The sequence below is a fragment of the Acinetobacter towneri genome (genome assembly GCF_017498585.1).
GTDB classification, from domain to species: Bacteria; Pseudomonadota; Gammaproteobacteria; order Pseudomonadales; family Moraxellaceae; genus Acinetobacter; species Acinetobacter towneri.
This window is the reverse complement of the sequence record NZ_CP071767.1, coordinates 113,156-139,385: the sequence shown is the minus strand read 5'-3', so window position 1 is coordinate 139,385 and position 26,230 is coordinate 113,156. Positions and strand designations below refer to the sequence as shown.

The window sequence follows — 26,230 nt, the reverse complement described above, 5'->3', positions numbered from 1 at the left end:
ACAAGGACAACCCTTCACTTATACTAGCTCAAAACTGATCTGACAGTTCCCCGTTTTTTATTGTGCCTGTCAGGTTAAATTTGGGCTAAATTCTTATCAGCCCAAATTCGTTTTCCATTAAGTAAAGTTTCAAATGGGCTTCCTGTTTGACATCTTTTGGGAATAGTTTCGGATATTTTGTTGTTCTAACTTTTCATGATGCTGTTGAATTTAGTCCAGATCTCATAAAACATTGTATAACTGAAACGCTGGAAAACCTATTTAGCAAATTTGGGGTGTAGTTTCCACTTGAAATAATTCAATTAAAAATAAATGTATGTATTTTATTTATTTTTTGATATATTTCAGTTTAACCTAAAAACGACTAGTGATAGTTATAAAAAGTTGTGCTTAGAAGAATCTTTATTATTTTCAGAGGTTTACTTATGAAAAAGTTAGTAATCTTATTATCAATGTCGACGGTTTTTTTATCAGCTTGTGGTAATAAACATGACAAAATGGTTGGCTACTGGCAATTAGAAAATGTGCAAGGAAAGCGCATTATGCAAATTTTTAAAGAGGGTAAAGATAGTTATATTCTTAAAGAAAATGTGGTTGCTCGTAGTAATGTGGTGAATGGTAAAGAGGGAAGTTCTCTCGTATTGGAAAAAAAAGATGATACTTTAGCGGTTAATAATGGTTTAGCTGCTATGCCCTTACATTTATCTGATGATGGTCAAACATTACGTATTTCTAAAAATCAGTACAAAAAAGTAGATGAAAATTTTGTCAATAAAACAATAGAAAATATTAAAGTGTGTCATGAAATTGAAACAGAATATCGGACTAAAGTTAAAGAACTACCTATTTTTACTCGTGACCCTGCAATTCAAGAGCAACGTAAAACGTTGGCTGAGTCAACTACTAAAAAAATGCAAGCCATTGAAGATTGTAAATTTGGTATCTACTGATAATTACACTATTTAATGAGGGTGTAAATAATTCTGTGTAAATGTGGTTTTAAAAATACTTGGTTACACGTTCATCAAACATGATACTAAAACGATTCATGGCAGCTTTCCAATTCTGAATGGGCATCGTCCATTTTTTGCTTGCTGCCATAATCGCTAAATATACCACTTTTTTCACAGATTCATCGGTTGGGAAGATTTTTCTTTTCTTGGTGGCATGGCGAATGACACTGTTCAAGGATTCAATTGCATTGGTGGTATAAATCGCCTTGCGAATGTCCATTGGATAGGCAAAGAACGTGTTGAGATTCGACCAGTTGGCAAGCCATGATTTACTGATTTGAGGATATTTATCGTCTCACTTTTGACCAAATTCATCCAGGGATGACATACAATCGATACAGCGCATCATTATTATTGAAAATGGTGCCATGATGAATAGGGTATTTGATTGGTATATGCAGTTGCCTCTTGAGTGGCAGTCGAGCCTGTTTGTCTATCGTGGGCATGGGGCCAACATTAAAACAGTAGTTAAATTATTAGAACAAGTATCGGATAACTGCTTGTTGGCATTTTATGGTGATCTTGATCCGTATGGGATTAATATTGCCTCTCATTTTTATAAAATACGTCCTTTAGCCCTGATTGTGCCTAGTATCTGGCAGGAGATCACAGTCACTCATATCGACAACAATGTGAATAAATTCTTGAAGCAGATCGTTCAGACTAGGGATATTGCATTTGATCAAGCTGAACCTTTGATTTTAAGAGAGCTATTTCATCATGTTGATCCTAGCCAAAATAATGGACAGTACTTCCCTCTAAAGATAACGTAACGTTAACTTTGGAGATCCAAGAAATGGCCAAACGTTTTAATCCCAAATTTAAACAGCAAGCAATTGATTATGCACTTTCAAACTCACACGAGCCTACAGCTGCAATCGCCCAGAAATTAGGTGTGGGTTATTCAACTTTAGACAAATGGATTCGTGAAGCCAATCCAGTGGGTTCAAGCAAACGTCAACTTTCACCAGAACAACAGCGGATATTGGAATTAGAGAAAGAAGTCAAACAGCTTAGGGAAGTCAATGACATCTTAAAAAAAGCGCATGTGTACTTTCTGACAGATCATGCCAAGAAAAGTACACGGTAATTCAAGATCTGGATGTGAATGAAGTCACTGTATCTTCTGTCTGTAAATGCCTGGGTGTCAGCACTTCAGGCTATTATGCCTGGCGAAAGCGCCAGACCAATCTAGCGCAGAAATATAATGATTTAAAAGCCGTATATTGGCAGCATCATGCACGATTGGGTGCACCTTCATTGGTACATGACATGCATGATTTAGGTTACAGCATGAGCGAACGAACCGTTGGAAGAATGCTTAAAAAGCTTGGTTTACGTAGCAGGATTGCACGTAAATACAAGCATACGACTGATTCAAACCATCGTTTGCCTACAGCACCTAACTTGTTAGATCGTCAATTTACGGTCAATGAACCCAATAAGATCTGGACAACAGATATTACCTATATCCGTACTAAGCAAGGTTGGCTGTATTTATGTGTGATGCTGGATCTATTCAGCCGTCGTATTGTCGGTTGGCAAACCAGCTATCGAATAGACCGTCAATTGGTATGTGATGCGTTTCATTATGCAATGGCTCGTCAGGGGTATCCAATGGGTGTCATGGTACATTCGGACCAAGGCTCACAGTACTGTAGTCGTGATTTTAGGGCGCTATTATTGACGAATAACTGCGTTCAAAGTATGTCACGCAGGGGAAACTGCTGGGATAATGCAGTGACCGAAAGCTTCTTTCATACATTGAAAGTTCATGTGGTCCATGGCAGTGTATTTGCCACTCGAAAAGAAGCGAATGCTGTCTTGTTTGACTATATTGAGATTTATTACAATCGAATCAGAAGACATTCTGCAAACGGCTGTTTAAGCCCAGAAGCCTTTGAACAGAAATATTTCAAGAATTTAGAGGGATTTGTTGTCCACGATACTGTCTAGGATCAAAAACTAGATCACCTACCTGTATATCTTCGATTTTTTTCCAAATTCTCCGTGGTAAATTTAGATCCCTCTGTACACGCACTAGAGTACCCGCAATAAAACACCCAGTAAGTGCTGGTATTTCTTTCAATTTATCACCCATAAAAAATGTCCCCTATTATTTGTTAATGATAATGTATGACTGTTAATTTTTTATCGTTCAAATTCTATTCTATTTAACATAATGGGCGTTATACGAAATTTTCAAAAAAATACAATAAAAATGCGAGCTTAAGGCTCCCATTTTTGATTTTTGTGTGTTATTCACCAATTAAAATGTCTATGCGATAAACCATTTAAAATGTCCTGTTTTTAACTGCAAGAGTCAAGAACAGGATTTAAATTTCTTTGTTCATTGCTAGCTTTCTGAGCTTTACGACTCGGCATACTTTTCTTGGCACGGGAACGTTTATTCTGTTTTTCCAACTCTTCATGCTGTTGTTGGATATGGGCCAGAACTGCGCCTAACCGTTTATTCTCAACCACTTCATTCTGCTGCAGTCCAGTCAGTTTATTGAAGATACTGTAGTTGATCTTCCGTCCTTCATACATGATCGCAACAGTGCCATCCGGGTACTCCAGAAATGAAATGTATTGTCCAACTAATTTCTGGTTCAATTCAGTCGGTTCAAGCATATAAATACATTTGTCATACGTCAGGGTTAGATTCTTGGTGACCTTACGTGGTTCCTGCCAGGTAAAAATATCATCCAGTTCAAGATCAGATTCGGTTAATGGTCGATGTAAATTCTTTGAGTTACGCGCACACTTGGCGAACTTCTGATTGAACTGCTCAATGAAGCAGGGTAGCCAAGCATTGGCTTCAGCAATCGAACTGATGCCTTCCAGACGCATCTCTTTGATCAGACGATCCTGAAGTGTCCTGTTAGCACGTTCCACACGTCCTTTGGCCTGTGGTGAGTTGGCAAAAATAATATCGATGTTTAACTCATTCAGAATCCGCCCAAATTGCGTGATCTTGCTGTCTTGGCTCGATTTCTGATTCACTCGGAATACTGAGTGTTTATCGCTATAAAAGGCCAAAGGCTTGCCATATTGCTTAATGTAGGCTCTCGTGGAAAGCATATAGTCGAAGGTCGTTTCAGCCTCACAAAAGCGCAGATGCAACAGCTTTCCAGTGGCGTCATCGATATAAACCAGCAAACAGCATTTGGCGGATCGTCCTTCAAACCAGTCATGATAGGAGCCATCAATCTGGATCAGTTCACCGAAGCAATCACGGTTATATCTAGGCTGATATGGACGTTTCAGACGCTTGGATCGCGGAATCCAGAGCTCATTGGCAGTCATCCAGCGACGAACTGTTTCCACAGGAATATTCAGCTCAAACATGCTGCTGAGCTTCTCATGCGCCAAGGTGGGCCCAAAGCCCAGCAGATGTTCAGAAATAATGGAAAGGCACTTTGCTTTTAACAAGTCATCATGGCGACGATGGCCAGGTTGACCACGACTGGCATGAGCCAGACCTGAAACACCATCTTGATTGAGCTTCTGCAATAACCGGGTAATTTGACGGGTGGAAAGATTCAGGATTTCAGCAGCACGGACTTGGGTAATACGATGATCTCGAACGTCTTGCAGAACCGCAAGACGTTGAATTTCTTTGTCAGACATAGTGATCAGCATCTATATTTCATATCCAGTCCATGATGGTTAAATCATCATAAACTAGACATTTTTATTGGTGAGAATACAGACACTTTAAATGGGTTCTAACATTTCGATTTCGTATAAGGTGTATTATGTTAATTTTAGGGGAACTTAATTCTATAGGTGATACCAATGGACAAAAAGATAGAAGATAAAACTAAAGATATTAATGAAAAAATTCAAAAATTGGATTTAGCTATCCAAGAACTAATAGAAACTACAGACAATTTTTTTATTAATGATAAGTACTATGGAATTGAATGCGCTTTTATTTTAGACCATGCACTAAATATTAAAATGCACTTTTTCAACAAGTATCCAGCATTTGCACCACCTCACTTACGAGGAGTAGAAAATTATGATCGAATTATACATATTAGAGAAAATAATCCTGAAGATAAGCTAGAACAAATTTCTCCTCTTAAAGACTAAATTTTCTAATCTCGTACTTAGAATCCCCTACCATTTAACATAATGGTGGTTATACGAAATTTCAAAAAAATACAGTAAAAATGGGAGCTTAAGGCCACTGCTGTCCCATAAATATAACAAGTGTTAGCAGCAGTGTAAAAACAACCCTCTAACGGCATTTTAAAACTGACCCCCTTGGTTAATATAGCGGTCTTTTTGGACTGCTCAACATGTTAACTTTGGAGCAAGCAGTGACCATCCAAATTCTTCATCAACAAGGTAAATCCATTAAAGCCATTAGTCGTGAACTTGGGGTATCCAGGAATACCGTACGTAAATATTTACGGCAAAACACCACACCTCAGTATCGGCGTACACAACCTAGAATAAGTATTCTTGATCCATATAAACCCTATTTGCTTGAACGTGTAAATGCAGCTCATCCTGAATGGATTCCTGCCGTTGTGCTCTATAAGCAGATTTTAGGGTTTGGATATCCAGGAAAGATCAGGATATTGAGGGAATATCTTGCAACATTAAAACCCGTTGCCAAATCAGAACCCGTCATTCGTTTTGAAACCCAACCTGGTCAACAAATGCAGGTTGATTTCACCACGATTCGACGTCACCATACGACTTTGAAAGCCTTTGTGGCCACATTAGGTTATTCCAGAGCAACCTTCGTGAAATTTTATGATCATGAACGGACGGATGCATGGATCGATGGTCTGGAAAATGCATTTCAGTTCTTTGGGGGCGTACCTCAGGAAATCCTGTTTGATAACGCTAAAACGATCATGATTGAACGGGATGCCTATCAGGAGGGGCAGCACAAATGGAACCCCAAACTGCTCGATTGTGCCAAGAAATATGGCTTTCGCCTCCCGCGTATGTAAACCCTACCGCGCACAGACCAAAGGCAAAGTTGAACGCTTTAATGGATATCTCAAATCAAGCTTTATTGTGCAATTGAAAGCAAGCCTTAAGACTTCAGGCTTATTGTTGGATGTTGATGTTGCTAATGCCCACATTGGTCGGTGGTTGCATGAAACCGCCAATCAGCGGATTCATGCAACCACGCAAGAAAAACCAGCTGTTCGACTGCAGCAAGAGCAGCAAAGATTCGCGCCATTACCGCAATCAAATACGGTTTCCAGCATTGTGCCTGTTACAGCGGCACCGCATGTGATGCCCTACGAGAGTTTGCAGCATCCATTATCAGTATATGACCAGTTGCTGGGAGTTTCCTGATGAATCTGCAATTGGCGGAGTGATTTCTCAAAATGGCAAGTTGATGACAATTGTTCCGCTGGATGAACAACTTTTGGTTGAGGCACGTATTTCACCGCGAGATATTGCTTTTATTCATCCTGGGCAAGATGCACTGGTGAAGATCACCGCGTATGATTATTCTATTTATGGTGGGTTGAAAGGAAAAGTTTCTATTATTTCTCCAGACACCTTGAGAGATGAAGTTAAGCAAGATCAATTTTATTATCGAGTGTATATTCGAACGGATTCAGGAAAATTGATGAATAAAGCAGGCAAACAATTCAGTATTACTCCTGGCATGGTTGCAACAGTCGATATTAAAACAGGGGAGAAAACGATCTTAGATTATCTAATAAAACCATTTAATAAAGCGCAAGAGGCTTTAAGAGAAAGGTAAGCGTCCGCTGAACCCCACACTCTTTGAGTGGAACGTTCTTTAAAAAAACGTTCCACTTTATTGAATATTTATCAATACCGCATAGCTCGATGCAGGGTGCTATCTTCAGATATCTTATTTAACATAAAATGAAGTTATGCGACTTCAGAATGACCTAATACTTGAGAATAAATATGACCCAAAAAATACTAGATCGATTTTCTTCACTAATAGAAGAAGGTGATTCAATCTATCAAAAATGTGAAGCCGCTGGATCTGGTTATAATCCTGAATTACAATCAGCTTTTATCGAATGGCAAATGAAATCTAAAAATATATTAAGCATTACTTGTGGTGAAAAGTCACATTATTTGTCTCAGTTTGATAAAAATCTTAAAGCAGGAATGGGGGATACAAGAAAAGCAATATTAAATCGCGTGATTCCAATTTTAAGAGCGGCAGAAGATGATTTAAAAAATGGTTTTCTAATCACAATCAAAAAACTAATTCAGTCAGAGGTTTTTGATAGTGAGTTGGATCAAGCACAGCATTTCCTTGATTCAGGTTATAAAGTAGCTTCTGCTGTCACTGCTGGTGTAGTTTTAGAAACAGCAATTAAAGAATTAGCTAAAAATAACGGAATTGATATTTGCCAAGAAGGTACTACTAAACCTAAAAAACTTGATGCTCTTAATTCTGAATTAAAAAATGCTAATATCTATAGTGCTCTTCAACATAAGCAAGTTTTAACTTTGGCACATATAAGAAATAAAGCTGCTCATGGGGAGATTGAGGAATTTAATGATAACGATGTACAGAATATGATCCGAGATGTTGAAAGATTCTTACTTGAATATGCTTCTTAATACAACAAAAAAAGAGTCCACGTTATCTAATGGTGGACTCTAGTTCCAAATTTGAGACTAATAGAGTATCTATTTTCCAGATATTGAAATCATAGCCACGCAGACTTGCGTAGGTTTGACTGATACGCAAGTCGAGTAGCGGTCTGATTTCCGCATAACTTATGTTATGTTACTTGGGATACACTTGACGGTAAGATAATTTATTATTGCAACCGTCAAGTGCAGCACCAACGATATTATTGTAGGGTGCTGTGTTTAGATATCCTATTTAACATAATCAATATTATACGAAATACAGATGTTAGAACCCATTTAAAGTGTCTGTATTCTCACCAATAAAAATGTCTAGTTTATGATGATTTAACCATCATGGACTGGATATGAAATATAGATGCTGATCACTATGTCTGACAAAGAAATTCAACGTCTTGCGGTTCTGCAAGACGTTCGAGATCATCGTATTACCCAAGTCCGTGCTGCTGAAATCCTGAATCTTTCCCCCGTCAAATTACCCGGTTATTGCAGAAGCTCAATCAAGATGGTGTTTCAGGTCTGGCTCATGCCAGTCGTGGTCAACCTGGCCATCGTCGCCATGATGACTTGTTAAAAGCAAAGTGCCTTTCCATTATTTCTGAACATCTGCTGGGCTTTGGGCCCACCTTGGCGCATGAGAAGCTCAGCAGCATGTTTGAGCTGAATATTCCTGTGGAAACAGTTCGTCGCTGGATGACTGCCAATGAGCTCTGGATTCCGCGATCCAAGCGTCTGAAACGTCCATATCAGCCTAGATATAACCGTGATTGCTTCGGTGAACTGATCCAGATTGATGGCTCCTATCATGACTGGTTTGAAGGACGATCCGCCAAATGCTGTTTGCTGGTTTATATCGATGACGCCACTGGAAAGCTGTTGCATCTGCGCTTTTGTGAGGCTGAAACGACCTTCGACTATATGCTTTCCACGAGAGCCTACATTAAGCAATATGGCAAGCCTTTGGCCTTTTATAGCGATAAACACTCAGTATTCCGAGTGAATCAGAAATCGAGCCAAGACAGCAAGATCACGCAATTTGGGCGGATTCTGAATGAGTTAAACATCGATATTATTTTTGCCAACTCACCACAGGCCAAAGGACGTGTGGAACGTGCTAACAGGACACTTCAGGATCGTCTGATCAAAGAGATGCGTCTGGAAGGCATCAGTTCGATTGCTGAAGCCAATGCTTGGCTACCCTGCTTCATTGAGCAGTTCAATCAGAAGTTCGCCAAGTGTGCGCGTAACTCAAAGAATTTACATCGACCATTAACCGAATCTGATCTTGAACTGGATGATATTTTTACCTGGCAGGAACCACGTAAGGTCACCAAGAATCTAACCCTGACGTATGACAAATGTATTTATATGCTTGAACCGACTGAATTGAACCAGAAATTAGTTGGACAATACATTTCATTTCTGGAGTACCCGGATGGCACTGTTGCGATCATGTATGAAGGACGGAAGATCAACTACAGTATCTTCAATAAACTGACTGGACTGCAGCAGAATGAAGTGGTTGAGAATAAACGGTTAGGCGCAGTTCTGGCCCATATCCAACAACAGCATGAAGAGTTGGAAAAACAGAATAAACGTTCCCGTGCCAAGAAAAGTATGCCGAGTCGTAAAGCTCAGAAAGCTAGCAATGAACAAAGAAATTTAAATCCTGTTCTTGACTCTTGCAGTTAAAAACAGGACATTTTAAATGGTTTATCGCATAGACATTTTAATTGGTGAATAACAACAGCTTTTTAAATTGTGTTATAATTCAGTATGCTAACACCTAGTTTACAGCCCACTCACCCTCGAGTGGGCTTTTTTTATGATTTTTCACGTTCCACGCCTATTCTTTAATCAATGTTCCACGGTTTTATTTAATGTTGCTGAACAATCAATGGATACCAGTAAAGCCCTTTAGGTCTTCTGTTGCTTCAAATATAAAGTCTCTACGATCAAGGATTAGACAATCTTTATTGTGTCGTCTGACTGATCTTGTGGCTTTGCTAATATCATGGCAATCCCAAGATTTGGGATAATACTTTATTAAAGAACGGACAATCTTGTTTTTATATTCTGAGTTTTCTATAATCTTAATTATGTTACATAATCAAGATTGATAATAAAAATGACGCAAAATAAGCATGGTGGTGCACGCAAAGGTTCTGGCCGTCCTTTTGTCTATAACGAACCGACCAAGGTCATTCGGGTGCCAGAGTCTCGTGTATTGGAAATCAAGAAATACCTGAAAAAAAATGACACTCCAAAGTTTAACGATATTTCCTCTATTACATTGCTTGAGACAAAAACACATTATGAGATTCCTGTTGCTTTGCAAAAAGTTGCTGCAGGCTTCCCTTCCCCTGCTCAGGACTATATCGATAAGACCCTTGATCTAAACGAGTTTCTTATTCAAAACCAACAGGCAACCTTTATCGTTGAAGTGGAATCCTTATCCATGCGTGATGCAGGGATTGATCTGAATGACAAGCTAATCGTTGACCGTAGTATTGAAGCCAAGCATGGGGATATTGTTCTGGCATTGATAGACAATGATTTTACGATTAAACGTTTAATGATTGAGGGTAATCAATGCTGGTTGCAGGCGGCTAATCCTGATTTTGCTGATATCTATTTGAAAGATAATCAAACCATGCTGATTTGGGGTGTGGTTACCAGTGTGATCAAGAAGTTCAGATGAGCAGTTACGAGCGGATTTATGCCCTGATTGATATTAACAACTGTTATGTCAGTTGTGAGCGGGTATTTAATCCCAGTCTAAACAACAAACCTGTCATTGTTCTCAGCAATAACGATGGCTGTGCTGTGGCAAGAAGTAATGAAGCCAAAGCGCTGGGCATCAAAATGGGCGTTCCTCTCTTTCAAATACAAGATATTGTTCAGCAACATCAGGTCGTGGTGTTATCCAGTAACTATGCTTTATATGCTGAAATGTCCAAGCGTTTTCATTCAATTTTGGCTAGTTTTGTTGCGCCACCTGAACAGGAAATCTATTCAATTGATGAGTGTTTTTTAGACCTGACCAGTTATGCACAAAATTTTGACTTAACTCAGTATGCGCATCACATGAAACAACGATTGTTGGATTGGATTGGCTTGCCCGTCTCGATTGGTATCGGGCGTAGTAAAACTGAAGCCAAAATGGCCAACCATCTTGCCAAAAAAAGACAGGGTTTCAAGGGTGTGTGTAACTTACTCAATATGGATTTCCTAGATCAGGAAATGCTTTATTCAGACATTGAGGTCGGTGAAGTTTGGGGCGTTGGTCGTAAGTTAGTTAAAAAACTAAATGCCATGGGAATCTATTCGGTACTGGATTTAGTGATGCAAGATTCTCATCGCATGGCGAGCCTTTTTTCTGTGGTAATGCAAAGAACAGTATTGGAGCTGCAAGGTGTTTCTTGTATGCAGTTAGATGATGCCCCTCCCCCCAAACAGCAAATCATAGCAAGTCGTTCATTTGGTGAAAAAGTTACCGAGCAAGATGATCTCAAAGAGGCTATGGGCAAGTATGTACAGGATGCGGTCATACGTTTACGAGCAGACGCTTCCTTATGTGGATGTGTCATTGCTTTTGTGCAATCGAATCCTTTTGATTCAAAGGTTCCCTATTACAGTAAATCGTTGGCTTTTGAGTTTCCTGAACCGACGGATTGTGTTTTGGATCTGATTAAAACAGCTATGCAACTGCTGGAACACATTTATAAATCTGACGTGAAATATAAAAAGTGTGGTGTAATTCTGACGGATTTAATTGCTAAGCAGCGCTTTACTCCTGACCTGCTGACGGACCACAGCCAGCGTGAAAGTAATGAAAGCCTCATGCAGACTTTAGAAGCGGTACAGGCGAGATATGGGAAAACTAAATTAGCTGTTGGCAGCTGCTACTTGCCACAACGAAAGTGGTCCATGAATCGTACCCATTTGACCCAAAACTATTTCAGCTGGCAGGGATTATTAAAGATCAGCCATTAAATTAATTAGCCTCACCTATTTGGTTTAAGTCAGCTTAATGAAGAACTCGACACATAAGCCGACACAGGCTTGATCCTCAGTCAACCATTTAACAACGTAAGTATGTTGTTTGGGATCCATGTAACACCTCTCGAGGAAAAGGTGGTTAGTAATAAAACTCTGCTCAAGCAAATTTATTGGGTTAACTGTCAGTTTTCACCATCTCATGTCCTTTATTTCTAGAACATTCTAGACTTTTCTCGACCTAGAATTTTTATTCTTTAAAGGTGTCATTCAACGCCTGTTGCACAGCATCAATACGTAATTTGCAGGCTTTATAGGCAGTCATGGACTCTTCAACGATCGCCATAAGGTTATCAATATCCGGTTCTTCCTGAGATTCAAGAAATTCGGCATTTTTCTTGAGAATTTCATAACCTTTCTTGAAACTTAGTTCTTCATTGTTCATGTGCGTTTACCTGTGTCACGGTGGCATCAATGGTGCCATCCTTAAGTTCAATCTGTAATTGCTGGTCAGTAATCTGCTGTATGGAACGGATGGCTTTGCCTTGGCTACGGACAATTGCATAGCCCTTGGCCATCACATTACGTGGATTCTGTAGCAAGGTTTCCCTCATCAATGACTCTACCTGCTGTGAAGCTAGTTTAATCTGTTGTTGAGCAAGATACTTAGTATCACTCTTCAGCATATCAACTCTACGTTGGGCTTCATTGATCTGGTTCTGTGTCAGAGTTTTGATAGTTTTCAGATACTGATCACTCTGGCTCTGGTAGGTGATCAACTGGTGCTGTGACAGTAGCTTGATGGTCTGCAAAGCAGTACTAACTTCATTGACTCGCTCCACAATCAGGTTACGGATCCCTGCGATCACTTTACTCGGAGTATCAAAGGAACGGTGTGCAATTTCATCCAAAATAGTGTGGTCTTTCTCGTGGCCAATACCGACCCAGATAGGCACAGTTCTTTTACACAGCAGTGCGGCCAGATCATAATCATTCAGGTAAGCTAGGTCATTCACGGCTCCACCACCACGGATAATCACAATAAGGTCTGGTGCTATCAAGTAATCTTGAGCCCACTGTCTTAAGGCACGGCCCAAAACCTGAATGATGCTGGCAGAAGCAGTATTACCCTGAAAAGTTGCTGAATGATAAACGAAATGGCAGACACCAGCCTGAGCCAGGGCATCCGCATCTTTTTTAAAGTCACCTAACCCTGCAGCATTTTCCGGTGCAATGACCAAGACATTCTGAATATCAAAGGGTACCGGCAACTGTTTATTGTTATTGAGCAGGCCTTCCTCAGTCAGTCGCAGCAGAATCTGCTGATAGCGTTTGGCGATGTCTCCTAGAGTAAAGCTAGAGTCGATATCTTCGATATTGACCGAGAAGCCATATTGCGGATCAAATCTAGCTTTGACCTTGATCAGTACATTCAGGTCTTTCGACAGTTCAATACCACTTTCTCGTTCAAACTTTAGAACTATTTTTTGTGCCGTAAATTTCCAAATGGTGCCTTTACAACTAGCGATCACCTTATGGCTTTCTTCATCTTTCTCAGCCAACTCAAGATAATAGTGACCGCCTTTAATACTTAAATTACGGATCTCAGCCTTGACCCACACTGCCCCATCAAAAGTCAGATGGATGACTTCCTGTACAGTGGCAAGGTATTCACTAAGGCTGAGTTGTTGACGTTCTGACATGATGTAAAGGATAGCTAAAATATAAGGAGGTGAGATTTAACCTAATATTGATCAATTCTACTGCAAATCAGATGAGTTTATTGCAATTTTGAGAAATGTATAAGTTCTTCTTAGACACCTAGAGTGATCATTGAGATTTTTAGTTTAATTATACTTTTATATTAAAATAGATATATAATCAATAAAATCATTATATTTTACTATTTTAATAAAATTATGAAGCAATACTGTACACTGCAAATCTACCAAGACTATGAATGGCATGACTGTGCTTTGGTTGAGGTTACGGATGATCAAAATGCTGGATGGCAGGCAGCTACACGTACATCATATTTGTTCGAATATGCTATTTCATATATGGATCTAAGAGATGGTCATGCGCTTGCTTATGACTTACCAGTGAACGTTCAAAATAGATTGGAATCAACTTGGCCAGCATTTCTTATGGATCTATTACCTCAAGGATACGGCCGCAAAGAATTACTAATACAGCTTGATTTTTCTGAGAATGTTCAGGAACAAGCGGACTGGGCGCTTTTAAAAGCAGGCGCAGGAAATCCAATTGGGAATCTGCGAGTCAAAGAGGCTCATGAGTGGTTACAAAGTCATTTCCCAAAGCTGCAGAATCAGGGATTTAGCCTAAGCCAAATTATTGAACGTAAAGAGAAGTTTATTGAATCGCTCGCATCTTATGGACTTTTTATTGCTGGTTCATCTGGTATTCAGGGTGAGTGGCCAAAATTGTTGTTAACACAAGGTTATGATGATCTTTTCTATCTAGATCATACTCTTCCAGATGATCAAGTTAAGCAGCATTGGTTGGTTAAATTTAGCCGCGGCAGTGATCAAAATTTGAATAAAATCCTGATGAACGAAGCTTTGTATATGAAAGTCGCTCAGTACTTGCAACTACGTGTACACCGGGATCTTGAGCTACATGGCAAGACTTTGTTTATTCCAAGATTTGATCGCAAAGTAATTAATGGCAAAGTTGAAAGAATTGCTCAGGAAAGCCTTGCATCTCTAGGTGGGAAGGCGGGCTTTGGGGTTAGAATGACCCATAATCAAATATGTACCCTGCTTATGGAGGCTTGTACCGAACCAAAGCAGGAAGTATTTGAGTATTTGAAGCGTGATCTCGCAAATGTTGCCTTAGGCAATAAAGATAACCATACTCGCAATACAGCAATCCAACGCTTCAATAATGGTAAAATTCAGCTCACACCATTATTTGATTTTGCGCCAATGTGGTTACATCCTGATGGTATTGCACGTACTACTCGTTGGGAAAGAGATGATCATGGTGGTATGCCACTTTTGAGTTCTGTGATTGAGCAGATAGCTGAAAGCACTTCGATTGGTCCACAAGAAATTAAAACTTTATTAATTGAACAGTTACCAATTTATCGGGGATTGTTAGAAAAGATGCAGGCTCTTCAAGTAGCGGATGAAATTCTGGAAAATAGCCAATATCGAATAATCAATATTTGCCAGCAGTTGGAGGAGATCAGCCATGGATAAACGTTTTAAACCATTGACCCCTATTCAACAAATGGAAAAAAGACTATCTGTGCTTGAAACCATCAATAATCATCCAGACTGGTCTTTTTATCAAGTTGCTCGATTTATTCGAACAGAGCTACATTTAACACTGAATGATATGGCTAAAATTACTAAGATTGCGCCACAGACACTGCAAAAAATGGAGCAACCAGGGAGCAATCCTACTTTGAAATCCATGCAGAAATTACTCGATACTTTCGGTTTACAATTACAAATAAAAGTTAAATGATTTTTAATTCTGAGCCATCGGTTTTTCTAAAATCTTATCCGTTTAAGGATACAAAGAGGAAATAAACAGGCTCTAGGTTGTTTTATGATTATTTTTAGACAAACGACTCCAAAACCTTATGTAGCAAGGGTTTTGTCTCTACAGTAATTAATTTGTTTTTGAAAAAATGGAGTAGAGTGTTTGAAATATGAATAATCGAATTCGGTTTCTGTAAGCACAGTAATTTCATCTGCATGTGCTTTATATTCATCTATATTTTCGAGTAATTCATCCTCTGAGAATGGGAGTTTTTTTTGATTTTCAGTGTCGTTCATAGAGTCATATCCTGAGAAGTTATTTAGATCATCATAAACCAGACATTTTTAATGGTGAGAATACAGACACTTTAAATGGTTTCTAACACAAAAAAGGGAGCTTATAGCTCACTGCTGTCCCATAGTTTGATTTAAATAAAAAAACCTGAGTCTGAATCGTTAAAATATAAGTGCGAACCAACACTTTAACGACCAAGGACTCAGGTTTTGTCATATCAGAATACCGTATTTCATCAATTGATTAAACCCATACTCCGACAAGATTTTGAACGTCTTGTTCAAATACATCATGTCGGTCAGAAATTTAGAGCCGCTTCAAGATGGGATCAGTTCATTGCCATACTGATGTCTCAACTTTCCTGCAGACAAAGTCTGCGGGATATTCAATCTAATCTAGAGTGTCAACAAGAAAAGCTGAATGCTCTCGGAGCAAAGTCTATCACCCTCGCAGTACACTGGCTCGAATCAATCAGGAACAGCCTGCAGCCTTGTATGAACAGCTATTTTACACCTTGCTTAAATCTTATGAACACTCAAAAGTAGCTCATAAATTCCGCTTTAAGAATCCCTTATATTCCCTGGATGCCAGCCATATTGATCTGTCATTTTCCTTATGTGAATGGGCCAAAGTGCATGAATCCAAAGCCAGCATGAAACTTAGCGTTGGCTTAAATTACAGCAATACCATTCCTGAATTTGTGGCGCTTGGGGATGGCATTGAAAATGATATGGTACAAGGCAGAGCATTCAAATTTCCTGCTGGCAGTATTGTCGTATTTGACAAAGGATATATTGATTATCAATGGTTTGCCCAATTGACTCATCAAAAGGTCAGTTTTGTCACCCGATTGCGCCCAAAGACAGTTTATCAAGTGAAATCTAGCCGCAGCGTATTAGCATCTAAAGGTATTATTGCGGATGAATGGATTGAATTAAGTAGTGCTTATGCAAAGAAAAGAGGTGCTCCCAAATTATTAAGACGTATAGAATTTTATGATACCGATAAGAACAGGACGTTTGAGTTTCTGAGTAATAACTTTCATCTGGCAGCATTAACGATTGCTGCAATTTATAAAGACCGTTGGAAAGTGGAGCTGTTCTTTAAAGCACTTAAACAGAATTTAAAATTAAAGTCATTTCTAGGCCGAAGCCGTAATGCCATACAAACTCAAATTTGGATCGCGTTAATCGCCTATTTGCTGGTGAGTTTCGCTCAACATCTGGGGAAAGAAGGCTGGACAGTGCAGCGCTTACTCAGAATCATTCAAGTGAATTTGTTTGAAAGAAAAACGTTAAAAGCTTTATTCTCACCCGATAAAATCCCCATTAAACAAGAGGAAGCTTATTTAAGCTTCCTCTTGTGAAAAATTGTGGGACAGCAGTGGCTTATAGCTACCTTTTTTATCGTTACACATTAAATCCTATATGTTTTCCTGTTGGAAGCTCCACATCAATACGGAGCTTACCACCCATTGCCTCAACATACTTTTTCATGGTTGAAATCTTTAAATCATTACCACGATTTTCAATTGCTGAAAGTGATGGCTGTTTTATTCCCAAAGTTTCAGCAAGTTCTTTTTGGGAAATCTCTAACTCTTCTCGAATAAGATGGAGCTGAGTCTCTAACAGTAGCTCATCAGCCATTTTTTTAATACGTGCTTGGCTCTCTGGAGAGCGACTAACCAATAATTCCTGTAAGGTTTTAGCCATTAGATTGTTCTCCTAGGGTTGAGAGATGAAGTTCGTATTGCTGTTCTGCAATGTCCAGCATCTCTTTTATAGAAACGCTTTTTACCGCCTTTATCACCGATGCAAAGCACAATGGCCTGTCGTAATGGATCAAATGCAAAAAAGGCTCTAAGTGGTTTACCTCTATGCTGAACGCGTAGCTCTTTCATATTGGTAAATTTAGAGTCATACACGGTATCCACTAAAGGGCGACCTAAGCTAGGTCCCTGCTGCTGTAGAACGACCAAAGCTGCGAGGACTTTCTCTTGTGTTGATTCATCTTGCTGCTCAAGCCACTCATTAAACAGATCTGTTGTGATGACTGTCCACATATCACAACCAAAATATAGATTATAGTCTATATTTTATAGTGAACTTAGTCAGTTTTCAAATGGTAATAAAAAACCCCGACATCCTGTCGGGGTTTTTCGTGTTTGGTTGCAAGGTATAACTTCTGTCGTACCTAACCATCCTTGTGCTGATCTTTCTTATTCTTGTTGTTTGGAGCTTCCTGCTTTCCTTGACTACATCATAAGAAATAAAGCTTTGATCAGCTAGAAGCAGATTCCTTAAATTACTGTACGTCAAAGCGTACAAAAATGGCTTAAAAATAGCCCCAGAGTTATCCCCATAAATTGTGGATTTTTTTCAGGTTGAAAGCCTTATAGATTGTAGGTGATTTTCTGTTTTGAGTGTTTTTTGAGCAAAAATGTTGGCAAAAAATATCAAAACCGCTCATAAAAAAGCCGACTTGTTTCAAAATCGGCTTTTTGTGCATTTTTAGATTTTTCTGGTTTTATTAAGTATCTGATATTTATATTAATATACAAGTGTATTGCGTATAACCACCATTATGTTAAATAGAATCAAAAAACCTCCAATAAAATCGTTATAGTATTATTATTTATTGAGTAGATAAGAGAATTAAATTAGTGAAATATTCAAATGAAAAAATAGTAAAAGCTCTCTTACTTTCTCCTTTACCACTACTTTTTTTCACAGCAGTCCTGTTTATCGTAATGAATCAGGAATACAGCCTATACTCGATTTTAGTGGTTCTTGTAGGGCACGGTCTTGTCTACTTGGCTTATTGTATTTTGACTGTACCTTTCAGCTTCATATTCTCAATTCTTTTAAATCGTTATAACAGTCTTAATTTATTAACTATCTGTATTGCCTCTATAATTATTGCTACTCCATTTTTTATTCTTTTTGGATGGAGTCACACAGGAGAAATTTCGAAAGAGTGGTGGAAGATGTATACAGATACATGGACTATCTTTATGGCTCTATTTCCTGGCTTATGTTATTGGCTATTTCTGATTAACCTAAAAGATAAGAAATCAAAGAATATTGAATAAACCATTGCATAGAGATTCTTAAATTTCCCTAAAATTAACATAATACACGTTATACGAATTCCCAAGGCATGGCTTCCAGTCATGCTTTTTTTATCAAAAGACTATACCTGAATGATAGCGAGCCAAATCGCATACAATATCTATCATTAGACTTAATGCAATAATTAAATGATAGTATTATCATTAATCTAATAGAATTAAGATTAAATGATAGAAATGAATACACGTATTTATCTACGAGCTTCAACTAAAGATCAAGATGCAGAAAGGGCTTTGCAGATTCTTCAGGATCTAAACCAAAACTTGAATTTGGGTGAAACCATTGTGTACGTGGAAAACTATAGTGGTACGAAGTTAGACCGACCTGAATTGAATAAGCTACTGTCAGAAGCAAATCAAGGTGACACATTGTTAGTTGAAAGTATTGACCGCTTATCACGCCTAACCCAACGAGATTTTCAAGAGCTGAAGCGCAGGATCCAGGAGAAGGGACTTCGTTTAGTCGTAGCAGATCTTCCTACTACCTACCAAATGATTCAAACCAGTGACAGCATTACTCATTCAATCTTGGAACTCATCAACAATATGTTGATTGATCTTCTGGCAACAATGGCCCGCCTAGACAATGAGAAACGTATAGAACGTATTAAGCAGGGCCTGGCACGTTCGGGTTACAAACCAACAGGCAAGAAGGCAAATGAGGCTAAACATAAACGAATAAAAGAATTGCTAGTAGTTGGCAATATGACTAAGGAAGAAATTGCCAAAGCAGTGAATTGTGGAGTTGCAACTGTCTATCGAGTTGCTAAAGTTATCTAAAAGAGGCTTATCTCAACGCGCCCCCAATGGGGCACCGCTGCATTCAGGTTACTTCACATAAGAAATTTTATGTTAAATGATTGTTAGAAATGCCCTTGATCGAGGCATTTTCTATAAAGAATACTAAAAACTAATTAAAGCCAACCAAGTTTCAAAACAAGGCAGTTCTCAGCAATCATATTTTTAAATTATATAACTCCCAACTGAGCTTTTGCTCCAACGATAAGGCTTTCATTTTGAGTTTCTAAGGCAAATAAACCATACATCAAAGGAGAGGCCGCTGCTCTTTCTAAAGTCTGTTCATATAGTTTATTCCAAACTTTACCCCTAGTTTTTCATACTCGATGATTAGAGTTTTGAGGCTTTCTTCTCCAAACAAAGTTACATGCCCAGCAAAATCAATCGCTGGGTCATCTATATGGGCTGTTGACCAATCAATAACGCCTGAAACAGCTCCATCCTTTGAAGCTAGTACATGCCCAGCATATAAATCGCCATGTATAAATTGGGTGAAATCTGCCCATAGAACATCATTATCCAACCATTTTCTGTAGCGGGTTTCCAATTGCTCACTTATACCAATTTCAGATTTTACTAACTGCAAATTGTTTGCTATTTCAGGTCTTAAATCTGAAGGTTTCATAATTTTCAAATCATTTTCCCGAACTTTTTTCAGGAATACTATGGATTTCAAATAAGGTTTTTGCCAAAGATGTTATGTATTTCGGGCTATCTTTGTCCATATTCCAAATTATTTCATAGGTTTCAGCATCCAAATTTAAAACAGGATTATCTTTAAGTATGGGATAAGCCACTAATTCTGTAGATGAAATTCTCCAATCAGGAACCTCTACAGAAAGATGTTTTTTTACCAATTCTAAAATGCGTTTTTCTTTCTTGATTTGTTCCCTCATGCCATCACGACGAGGAATACGCAGCAACCATTGTTGCCCCTTTGTATCAAGAGCAAAAACGACCTTAAAATCAATGCCCATTTCATTGAAATTCATTTTGTCCGTAAGCAACAAGCCGTGTGCTTCAGCAAGTGATTGAATATCTTGAATTGTCATTTTTAATTTCCTTTAAAGAGTTCAATAATTAATGTTCGGATTAGATTGGCTATCATTAACAATCTCTCTCAAAAGTCTTGATGATTTTGTGGTCTTTGATCTCGTAGATAATGTCAGCAATATTATCGACCAATTGCTTGTCATGAGATACGAAGATAATAGTTCCTGCATAGGACTTCATCATTGTTTCTAATGCGGCAATACTTTTAGGTCAAGATAGTTTCCTGGTTCATCCATAAGCAAAATATTATATTTTCCTAAAAGCATTTTGGATAAAAGCAGTTTGATGATTTCACCTCCCGATAAGTCGGATAAGTTTTTTTGAATATCATTCGCTCCGATCCCCATTGAAGCCAATACTGCACGAATTTCCGCAACTGTGTACTCGCACTCTTCCTGCATAAAGGAGAGCACAGATTTATGCGTGTTAAATTTATATCCTGTTTGTGTAAAGTAGCCAATTTCAGCTTTTGGAGATATGGTTAATCCATCAGCACGTTCTGATATCATTTTTAACAAGGACGTTTTCCCTGTTCCATTCGATCCAGTTATAGCGACTTTAGCGCCAAGCGGTATTATAAAGTTAGCGTCATCAAAGATAGTACGGCTACCAAATTTTAAGCTCAGACCATCTGCCGTAATCGGGAACTTATTGTGCAGTTCTAGGGCTGAACTTTGACGAAAACGAATAGAACGCAAATGCTCTGGTGCTTGAATATCTTCTAATGCAGCCAAACGCTTTTCCATACTCTTAGCTGCCTGATACAGTTTTCTTTGCTTGGTGCCAGTCATTTTTGCATGCCCAAGTCGTCCAGCACTTTCGGTAGAGTTTTTGGATTTTTCTCCTTTTTTCTTATTGTCTAATCGATTAGCTTGCTGGCGTTTTTCTTGCACAGCAGATTCTAATCGCTCCCGTTCCTTCATCATCAGCTCATATTCTACGGCTTGGTGTTGTCGCTCTTCTTCTTTTTGACGCAAGTAATCCGAGTAACCACCCCAATATTCCGTAATTTTACCGTCTTTTAACTCCCATATCTTGTCTACAACCATATCAAGAAAATATCGGTCATGACTGATAACAAGTAATGCTCCATCAAATGCTTTAAGTTGACCAATAAGTAGATCTATTCCATTGAGATCAAGGTGGCTGGTTGGTTCATCCGCTAGAATGCCATGTACTTGTTGGGAAAATGCGGCAGCAATTTTTGCACGAGTTTCCTCTCCGCCACTCATTGTGTCGTTTTGTACATTGGAAACACCAAGGCGAGATAACATTGCGGTCTTCGACCGTTTCTATTTCGATTCCGCCCAGTTGGCTGATATGTGCAAAATCACCAAAACGCTGTAATGTCGCTTCGGCTAAAACAATTTCGCCATTAAGTACTTTGAGTAAACTACTCTTTCCTGCTCCGTTATCACCCACAAGACCAATACGGTCATAAGAGTGAATTTCCAATTCATCAATATCCAAAACATCACGCCCAGCATAATCCAAGCGTATGTTTCTCGCTTTAATAATTAAACTCATTTTTATTTACTCCTGTTTAGCTCTTGAAATTTTTTATGCAGCAAACAGGATTTAGGTGAAAACAAAAGCTAGCATCACAGTGTCCTCCCAAAAAAAAAGCTATTCATCCACAGGGTGGACAAATAGCTAGTCAATTAAGTTATAACTGGAAACTATGCACTAAAAGCATACTTATAAATTAAGCATACTTTTACTTTATATATCCGCATATATTCTTAAAGACACAACAAAAGCCCACCATTATAAAATAGTGTCACTATGCAAATAGTTGTGTCTTAACGAATGCGGATAGAATGCATAAACTTACCTAAAAAATAAAATTCAGTTTTATGATAACTTTACTGTTAAAAGAAGTCTAGACAACCTTGTTTTATGCTTGGATATAAGGCTTATTTTAAAAGGTGAATTCAACTCATAAGTGCAACGCTTGATTGGGTTTGGGAGGCAAGCTGCGGTAGCATCTTAGCTTTTCAATCCGGCAAGATTAGAGAAGCACTATGAGAAACTACTCACAGCTCACCCGTGAGCAAAGATACCAGATTTCTGCGCTGTTCAACACAGGCCATTCAGTAACAGAAATTGCTAAAGAAATAGGCAAGCATAAATCGACCATCAGTCGGGAGCTTAGACGCAATGGTAGCAAGCAAACTTACTGCCCAAAACGAGCCAGCAAGCTTGCTAACGTGCGCCATAAACTCAAGCCAAAGTACCGAATCAACCCGTTGATATGGGAAATGATAAAAGAGTTACTTCAGAAAAAATGGAGCCCTGAACAAATCAGTGGCAGGTTAAAGCGTGACCAGGTTTTTAACATAAGCCACGAGACTATTTACCAGTACATTTACGCAGATAAGAAGCACGGTGGTAGTCTGTACAAGTATCTTCGTCGCAAGAAGAAGTATGGCCACCGCATTGGAGGGAAGTCCCCTAGAGGCCAGATACCGCATAGGGTTTCGATTAGTGAGCGTCCCTCTGTTGTGGATAAAAAAGAGCGCATTGGAGACTGGGAAGCAGACACAATAATCGGCAAAGGCCATAAGCAGGCCATAGTTACTTTGGTGGATAGAGTGGCTAAAATAGTTCGTATTGCGAAGGTTGAAAACAAGACCGCTGAGGGCGTTAAAAACGCGATTATAACGCTACTAAGGCCTTACAAAGGGCTGATACATACCATCACGGCGGACAATGGTAAAGAGTTTGCCCAGCACCAAGAAATTGCCCAAAAACTTGATACCGATTTTTACTTTGCCACCCCGTATTCTTCTTGGGAGCGCGGACTAAATGAAAACACAAACGGCCTTATACGGCAGTACTTCCCCAAGGGAACCTCATTTACAGAGCTAACCGACAAAGACATGGAAAAAGTAATGGACGATTTAAATAGTAGACCACGAAAAACGCTTGGCTTTAGAACGCCGAATGAAGTATTTTACGAGCACTTGGTGGCGTTGCACTAATGAGTTGAATCTAGGAAATAATAGTAGTGAAGATTTTCTAAAATTAACATAATACACCTTATACGAAATAAAAATGGGAGCCTTAAGCTCCCATTTTTTAAGTAATTTTTTCAAATAAGGCTTGGGTGAGCATCTAAAATTCGAATCAATGTAGCTGCTGGTCCAGTTGGATAGCGTCGTCCCTGTTCCCAATTTTGCAGGGTACGGGGGCTAATATGTAGACGTGCAGCAAATTCATTTTGGCTCAAGCCAGTTTTTTCACGTACTTCTTTAATATCAGGCAATTCGAGTTCTGTAACTCGGCTTGCTTTAACTTCTTTACGTTTGATAGCTCCAGCTTCTTTGATTGAAGCAACCAAGTCATCAAATAAGTTGTTATCCATGAAATTGCTCCTTCACGAGTTGGTGCAGAATGGCGGTTTCCTTATCTGTTAAATTATCTTTTACTGATTTTGGATAAGCCACTAAGAAAAAGATCTGATCATCCTCGGTGACCCAATAATAAATCACCCGTATCCCACCACTTTTCCCTTTGTTACCTTGAGCACAACGTACTTTGCGAATACCACCGCCATTCTTGATTAGGTCACCTCTATCAGGCTGTACCAAAAGATCTTGCTGAAGTTGACGATATTCCTCATCAGATACAAGGTCTTTAATTTGCTTGGTAAAGATGCTGGTTTCAATAAATAACATGGACTCTTTATACGTCAATGGCGTATTTGAATTTTAGCAGTTTCCATAACAAAAAACGAGAGCTGGTAGATCTCGTTTCGCATAACAGCCATTATGTTAAATTGTAGTAAGAACTTTAATGCGATAGAGCAGAATGTATATGCAAAATAAGCTTGATAACATTATTCAAGAATTAAAAGAACTATCTGGGAATAGTCGTCTAAACATAGAACTACCTGATGATATTTTCATATCTGCTTATGAACGAAAAATAGGTTTTATTTTTCCAAAAGATTATAAAAAAGTTTTGAAAGAGATTAGCAATATCTTTTATGGAACAATTGAATTAGCGTCTCTTACAGATGAGAAAGAATGCTATCGAGGGCTATCTCAGATATTAAATGATGCTAGGGAGCAAGGTCTGCCAGAAGATTGGCTACCTATTTGTGAAGATAATGGTAGTTATTATTGCCTATCTCCTAATCATAAAATTAGATATTGGACAGCAGATGGATATAGCGATGAGCAGTGGGAAGATTTAGCAGATTGGATCAAGCAAGTTTGGATAGATGGAAATTAAGAATTTCTAAAATTAACATAATACACCTTATACGAAATTAAAATGTAACTCCAAAATAGAAATGTCCGGTTTCTCCAAAGTAAAAATGTCCGCTTTTAGAATATGCGCTGTTGCAATTTTCTTAGCGGACGGTTTGATATGTTGGTGTCTATGTCGGATAAAGAACTTAAACGATTGTCGGTCTTGCAAGAAATCTGTGATCAACGCATAACCCAGCCCCAGGCTGCTCAGCTACTTCATATTTCAGAACGTCAGATCAGACGTTTATTGCAAAAATACAAAACTCAAGGTCCAACTGCATTAGCCCATGCTGCACGTGGCCAAATCAGCAATTCCAGGCTTCCTGAAGAGCTCAGACTCAAGTGCCTCAATCTGGTCGCTGAACAATTCCATGGTTTCGGACCCACTTTAGCGCATGAAAAGCTCACCACCGTTCATGGCTTTGATATTTCAGTTGAAACACTGCGTTCCTGGATGATTGCAGCAGATCTGTGGATTCCTCGCGCCAAGCGCCTGAAACGCCCGTATCAGCCTCGTTACAACCGGGATTGCTTTGGTGAACTGATCCAAATTGATGGCTCACACCATGACTGGTTTGAAGGACGCGCTGCTAAGTGCTGTTTGCTGGTGTTTATCGATGATGCGACAGGAAAATTGCAGCATTTACGCTTCTGTGAATCAGAATCAACCTTTGACTATATGATTTCAACACGTTTATATGTCGAACAGCACGGTAAGCCTTTAGCGTTTTACAGCGACAAACATTCAGTCTTTAGAGTGAATCAAAGCAGCAAGAAAGACACCAAGATTACCCAGTTTGGACGTGTACTCAGCACCCTCAATATCGATATCATCTTCGCCAATTCACCACAGGCCAAAGGCCGTGTAGAACGGGCGAATAGAACGCTTCAGGACCGTCTGATCAAAGAAATGCGCTTGGAAGGCATCTGTTCGATTGAGCAAGCTAATGCCTGGCTACCCTGCTTCATTGAGCAGTTCAATCAGAAGTTCGCCAAGATGGCTTTTAATCCTAAGAATCTACATCGGCCTATCACTGAAACAGCCGAAGAATTAGATGATATTTTTACTTGGCGTGAACCCCGCAGAGTCACCAATAGCCTGACGATTACTTATGATAAATGCGTATATCTCCTGGAAAACACCGAAGAAAATCAAAGGTTGATCGGTAAGTATCTTGAGTTCCTGGAATACCCGGATGGTACTGTAGCCCTCATGCATGATGGCCGAAAGATCAATTACAGCCTCTTCGATAAATTAAGTCAGCTGAATCAGCGAGAGATTGTTGAGAATAAACGGTTGAGTGCTGTTCTGAATCATATCCAACAACAGCATGAAGAACTGGAACAGCAAAACAAACGTAATCGTTCTCAAAAGATGCCAAGCAGACGTGCACAGAAAACAGCGATTGAACAACGAAATCTAAATCCTGTGCTTGACTTGGAAATGTCCATATAGGACATTTCTATTTGGTTATTAGGTAGGACATTTCTACTTGGGAATAACATAAAAAATGGAGCCTAAAGCTCCATTTTTTAATAACTTT

The 26,230-nt window shown here is 38.9% G+C and carries 21 protein-coding genes and 8 pseudogenes; 18 read left to right on the top strand and 11 right to left on the bottom strand.

What is annotated here, in order from left to right; all coding sequences use genetic code 11:
• Positions 1 to 425 precede the first annotated feature (425 nt).
• Positions 426 to 950: a hypothetical protein gene (locus tag J4G44_RS13205; protein ID WP_154320138.1), complete on the top strand. Its 525-nt coding sequence runs from the start codon at positions 426 to 428 to the stop codon at positions 948 to 950.
• Between the two features lie 49 nt (positions 951 to 999).
• On the opposite strand, the pseudogene J4G44_RS13200 reads toward J4G44_RS13205, so the two are convergent.
• Positions 1,000 to 1,308 (bottom strand): annotated as a pseudogene (locus J4G44_RS13200) (transposase); the annotation flags it as partial.
• A gap of 73 nt (positions 1,309 to 1,381) precedes the next feature.
• On the opposite strand from J4G44_RS13200, the gene J4G44_RS13195 reads away from it, so the two are divergent.
• Positions 1,382 to 1,786, top strand: coding sequence for a DUF7281 domain-containing protein (locus tag J4G44_RS13195; RefSeq protein ID WP_154320139.1), 405 nt, complete (start codon positions 1,382 to 1,384; stop codon positions 1,784 to 1,786).
• A gap of 23 nt (positions 1,787 to 1,809) precedes the next feature.
• Positions 1,810 to 2,969, top strand: a protein-coding gene (locus J4G44_RS13190) for an IS3 family transposase (protein ID WP_154320140.1) whose coding sequence is annotated in 2 segments (ribosomal slippage) — positions 1,810 to 2,044 and positions 2,044 to 2,969 — 1,161 coding nt in all. Because the reading frame shifts where the segments join, the coding sequence is not laid out codon by codon here.
• 354 nt (positions 2,970 to 3,323) lie between these two features.
• Here the strand turns inward: J4G44_RS13190 and J4G44_RS13185 are convergent.
• Complete coding sequence (locus J4G44_RS13185; RefSeq protein WP_103254392.1) at positions 3,324 to 4,658, bottom strand: ISNCY family transposase; 1,335 nt, start codon at positions 4,656 to 4,658, stop codon at positions 3,324 to 3,326.
• A gap of 156 nt (positions 4,659 to 4,814) precedes the next feature.
• Here J4G44_RS13185 and J4G44_RS13180 point away from each other — a divergent pair, with 156 nt between their 5' ends.
• The 7 genes and pseudogenes from J4G44_RS13180 to J4G44_RS13150 all read left to right on the top strand — a co-directional run bounded on the left by J4G44_RS13180 (position 4,815) and on the right by J4G44_RS13150 (position 11,636).
• Positions 4,815 to 5,114 carry a hypothetical protein gene (locus J4G44_RS13180; RefSeq protein ID WP_179989178.1) on the top strand — a complete coding sequence of 100 codons (300 nt, stop codon included), beginning with the start codon at positions 4,815 to 4,817 and terminating at the stop codon, positions 5,112 to 5,114.
• 209 nt (positions 5,115 to 5,323) lie between these two features.
• A pseudogene (istA, locus tag J4G44_RS13175) lies at positions 5,324 to 6,344 on the top strand (IS21 family transposase).
• A 13-nt stretch (positions 6,345 to 6,357) separates the two neighbouring features.
• Positions 6,358 to 6,762, top strand: a pseudogene (locus tag J4G44_RS13170) (beta-barrel domain-containing protein); the annotation flags it as partial.
• Positions 6,763 to 6,935: 173 nt separating this feature from the next.
• Positions 6,936 to 7,607, top strand: a complete 672-nt coding sequence (locus J4G44_RS13165) for a DUF4145 domain-containing protein (RefSeq protein WP_179989177.1) — start codon at positions 6,936 to 6,938, stop codon at positions 7,605 to 7,607.
• A gap of 391 nt (positions 7,608 to 7,998) precedes the next feature.
• Positions 7,999 to 9,332: pseudogene (locus tag J4G44_RS13160) on the top strand (ISNCY family transposase).
• A 436-nt stretch (positions 9,333 to 9,768) separates the two neighbouring features.
• Positions 9,769 to 10,341 (top strand): LexA family protein, encoded by a 573-nt coding sequence (locus J4G44_RS13155; RefSeq protein WP_000193118.1) that lies wholly within the window; start codon positions 9,769 to 9,771, stop codon positions 10,339 to 10,341.
• Positions 10,338 to 11,636: a Y-family DNA polymerase gene (locus J4G44_RS13150; RefSeq protein WP_000100479.1), complete on the top strand. Its 1,299-nt coding sequence runs from the start codon at positions 10,338 to 10,340 to the stop codon at positions 11,634 to 11,636. Before J4G44_RS13155 ends, J4G44_RS13150 begins: the two co-directional genes overlap by 4 nt.
• A gap of 253 nt (positions 11,637 to 11,889) precedes the next feature.
• On the opposite strand, the gene xseB is transcribed toward J4G44_RS13150, so the two are convergent.
• Together xseB and xseA are read right to left on the bottom strand one after the other, a co-directional pair.
• Complete coding sequence (xseB, locus tag J4G44_RS13145) at positions 11,890 to 12,084, bottom strand: exodeoxyribonuclease VII small subunit (RefSeq protein ID WP_001058302.1); 195 nt, start codon at positions 12,082 to 12,084, stop codon at positions 11,890 to 11,892.
• Entirely contained in the window at positions 12,074 to 13,342 is a 1,269-nt protein-coding gene (xseA, locus tag J4G44_RS13140; protein ID WP_000004127.1) for an exodeoxyribonuclease VII large subunit, read from the bottom strand. The genes xseB and xseA overlap by 11 nt, the downstream gene beginning before the upstream one ends.
• 216 nt (positions 13,343 to 13,558) lie before the next feature.
• Between xseA and J4G44_RS13135 the strand changes: the two genes are divergently transcribed.
• The gene (locus J4G44_RS13135) at positions 13,559 to 14,863 is read left to right on the top strand and encodes a type II toxin-antitoxin system HipA family toxin (protein ID WP_000816116.1); all 1,305 of its coding nucleotides are present in this window, start codon (positions 13,559 to 13,561) and stop codon (positions 14,861 to 14,863) included.
• Positions 14,856 to 15,134 carry a helix-turn-helix domain-containing protein gene (locus tag J4G44_RS13130; RefSeq protein WP_000361155.1) on the top strand — a complete coding sequence of 93 codons (279 nt, stop codon included), beginning with the start codon at positions 14,856 to 14,858 and terminating at the stop codon, positions 15,132 to 15,134. Before J4G44_RS13135 ends, J4G44_RS13130 begins: the two co-directional genes overlap by 8 nt.
• Positions 15,135 to 15,250: 116 nt before the next feature.
• On the opposite strand, the gene J4G44_RS13125 is transcribed toward J4G44_RS13130, so the two are convergent.
• On the bottom strand, positions 15,251 to 15,448 hold the full coding sequence (locus J4G44_RS13125) for a hypothetical protein (protein ID WP_096902802.1): 198 nt from the start codon (positions 15,446 to 15,448) through the stop codon (positions 15,251 to 15,253).
• A 207-nt stretch (positions 15,449 to 15,655) separates the two neighbouring features.
• Between J4G44_RS13125 and J4G44_RS13120 the strand changes: the two are divergent.
• Positions 15,656 to 16,812 (top strand): annotated as a pseudogene (locus J4G44_RS13120) (IS4 family transposase).
• Positions 16,813 to 16,855: 43 nt separating this feature from the next.
• On the opposite strand, the gene J4G44_RS13115 reads toward J4G44_RS13120, so the two are convergent.
• Both J4G44_RS13115 and J4G44_RS13110 read right to left on the bottom strand, forming a co-directional pair.
• Positions 16,856 to 17,158, bottom strand: a complete 303-nt coding sequence (locus tag J4G44_RS13115) for a helix-turn-helix domain-containing protein (protein ID WP_096902794.1) — start codon at positions 17,156 to 17,158, stop codon at positions 16,856 to 16,858.
• Positions 17,151 to 17,508, bottom strand: a pseudogene (locus tag J4G44_RS13110) (type II toxin-antitoxin system RelE/ParE family toxin). The gene J4G44_RS13115 and the pseudogene J4G44_RS13110 overlap by 8 nt, the downstream one beginning before the upstream one ends.
• Positions 17,509 to 18,108: 600 nt before the next feature.
• Between J4G44_RS13110 and J4G44_RS13105 the strand changes: the two are divergent.
• Both J4G44_RS13105 and J4G44_RS13100 read left to right on the top strand, forming a co-directional pair.
• Positions 18,109 to 18,537 (top strand): hypothetical protein, encoded by a 429-nt coding sequence (locus J4G44_RS13105; protein WP_000877730.1) that lies wholly within the window; start codon positions 18,109 to 18,111, stop codon positions 18,535 to 18,537.
• A 207-nt stretch (positions 18,538 to 18,744) separates the two neighbouring features.
• On the top strand, positions 18,745 to 19,356 hold the full coding sequence (locus tag J4G44_RS13100; RefSeq protein ID WP_015060246.1) for a recombinase family protein: 612 nt from the start codon (positions 18,745 to 18,747) through the stop codon (positions 19,354 to 19,356).
• A gap of 188 nt (positions 19,357 to 19,544) precedes the next feature.
• On the opposite strand, the pseudogene J4G44_RS13095 reads toward J4G44_RS13100, so the two are convergent.
• Both J4G44_RS13095 and msr(E) read right to left on the bottom strand, forming a co-directional pair.
• Positions 19,545 to 20,426 (bottom strand): annotated as a pseudogene (locus J4G44_RS13095) (Mph(E) family macrolide 2'-phosphotransferase).
• 55 nt (positions 20,427 to 20,481) lie between these two features.
• Positions 20,482 to 21,954 (bottom strand): annotated as a pseudogene (gene msr(E), locus J4G44_RS13090) (ABC-F type ribosomal protection protein Msr(E)).
• A gap of 497 nt (positions 21,955 to 22,451) precedes the next feature.
• Here msr(E) and J4G44_RS13085 point away from each other — a divergent pair.
• Positions 22,452 to 23,411, top strand: a complete 960-nt coding sequence (locus J4G44_RS13085) for an IS30 family transposase (RefSeq protein WP_180006246.1) — start codon at positions 22,452 to 22,454, stop codon at positions 23,409 to 23,411.
• Positions 23,412 to 23,521: 110 nt separating this feature from the next.
• Here J4G44_RS13085 and nadS read toward each other — a convergent pair whose 3' ends face one another.
• Positions 23,522 to 23,794, bottom strand: coding sequence for a NadS family protein (gene nadS, locus J4G44_RS13080; protein WP_000369781.1), 273 nt, complete (start codon positions 23,792 to 23,794; stop codon positions 23,522 to 23,524).
• Positions 23,787 to 24,107: a type II toxin-antitoxin system RelE/ParE family toxin gene (locus J4G44_RS13075; RefSeq protein ID WP_000897307.1), complete on the bottom strand. Its 321-nt coding sequence runs from the start codon at positions 24,105 to 24,107 to the stop codon at positions 23,787 to 23,789. The genes nadS and J4G44_RS13075 overlap by 8 nt, the downstream gene beginning before the upstream one ends.
• Positions 24,108 to 24,246: 139 nt before the next feature.
• On the opposite strand from J4G44_RS13075, the gene J4G44_RS13070 reads away from it, so the two are divergent.
• Positions 24,247 to 24,666 (top strand): SMI1/KNR4 family protein, encoded by a 420-nt coding sequence (locus J4G44_RS13070; protein ID WP_001180106.1) that lies wholly within the window; start codon positions 24,247 to 24,249, stop codon positions 24,664 to 24,666.
• 150 nt (positions 24,667 to 24,816) lie between these two features.
• Positions 24,817 to 26,142, top strand: coding sequence for an ISNCY family transposase (locus J4G44_RS13065; protein ID WP_096902756.1), 1,326 nt, complete (start codon positions 24,817 to 24,819; stop codon positions 26,140 to 26,142).
• The last annotated feature ends 88 nt before the right edge of the window (positions 26,143 to 26,230 follow it).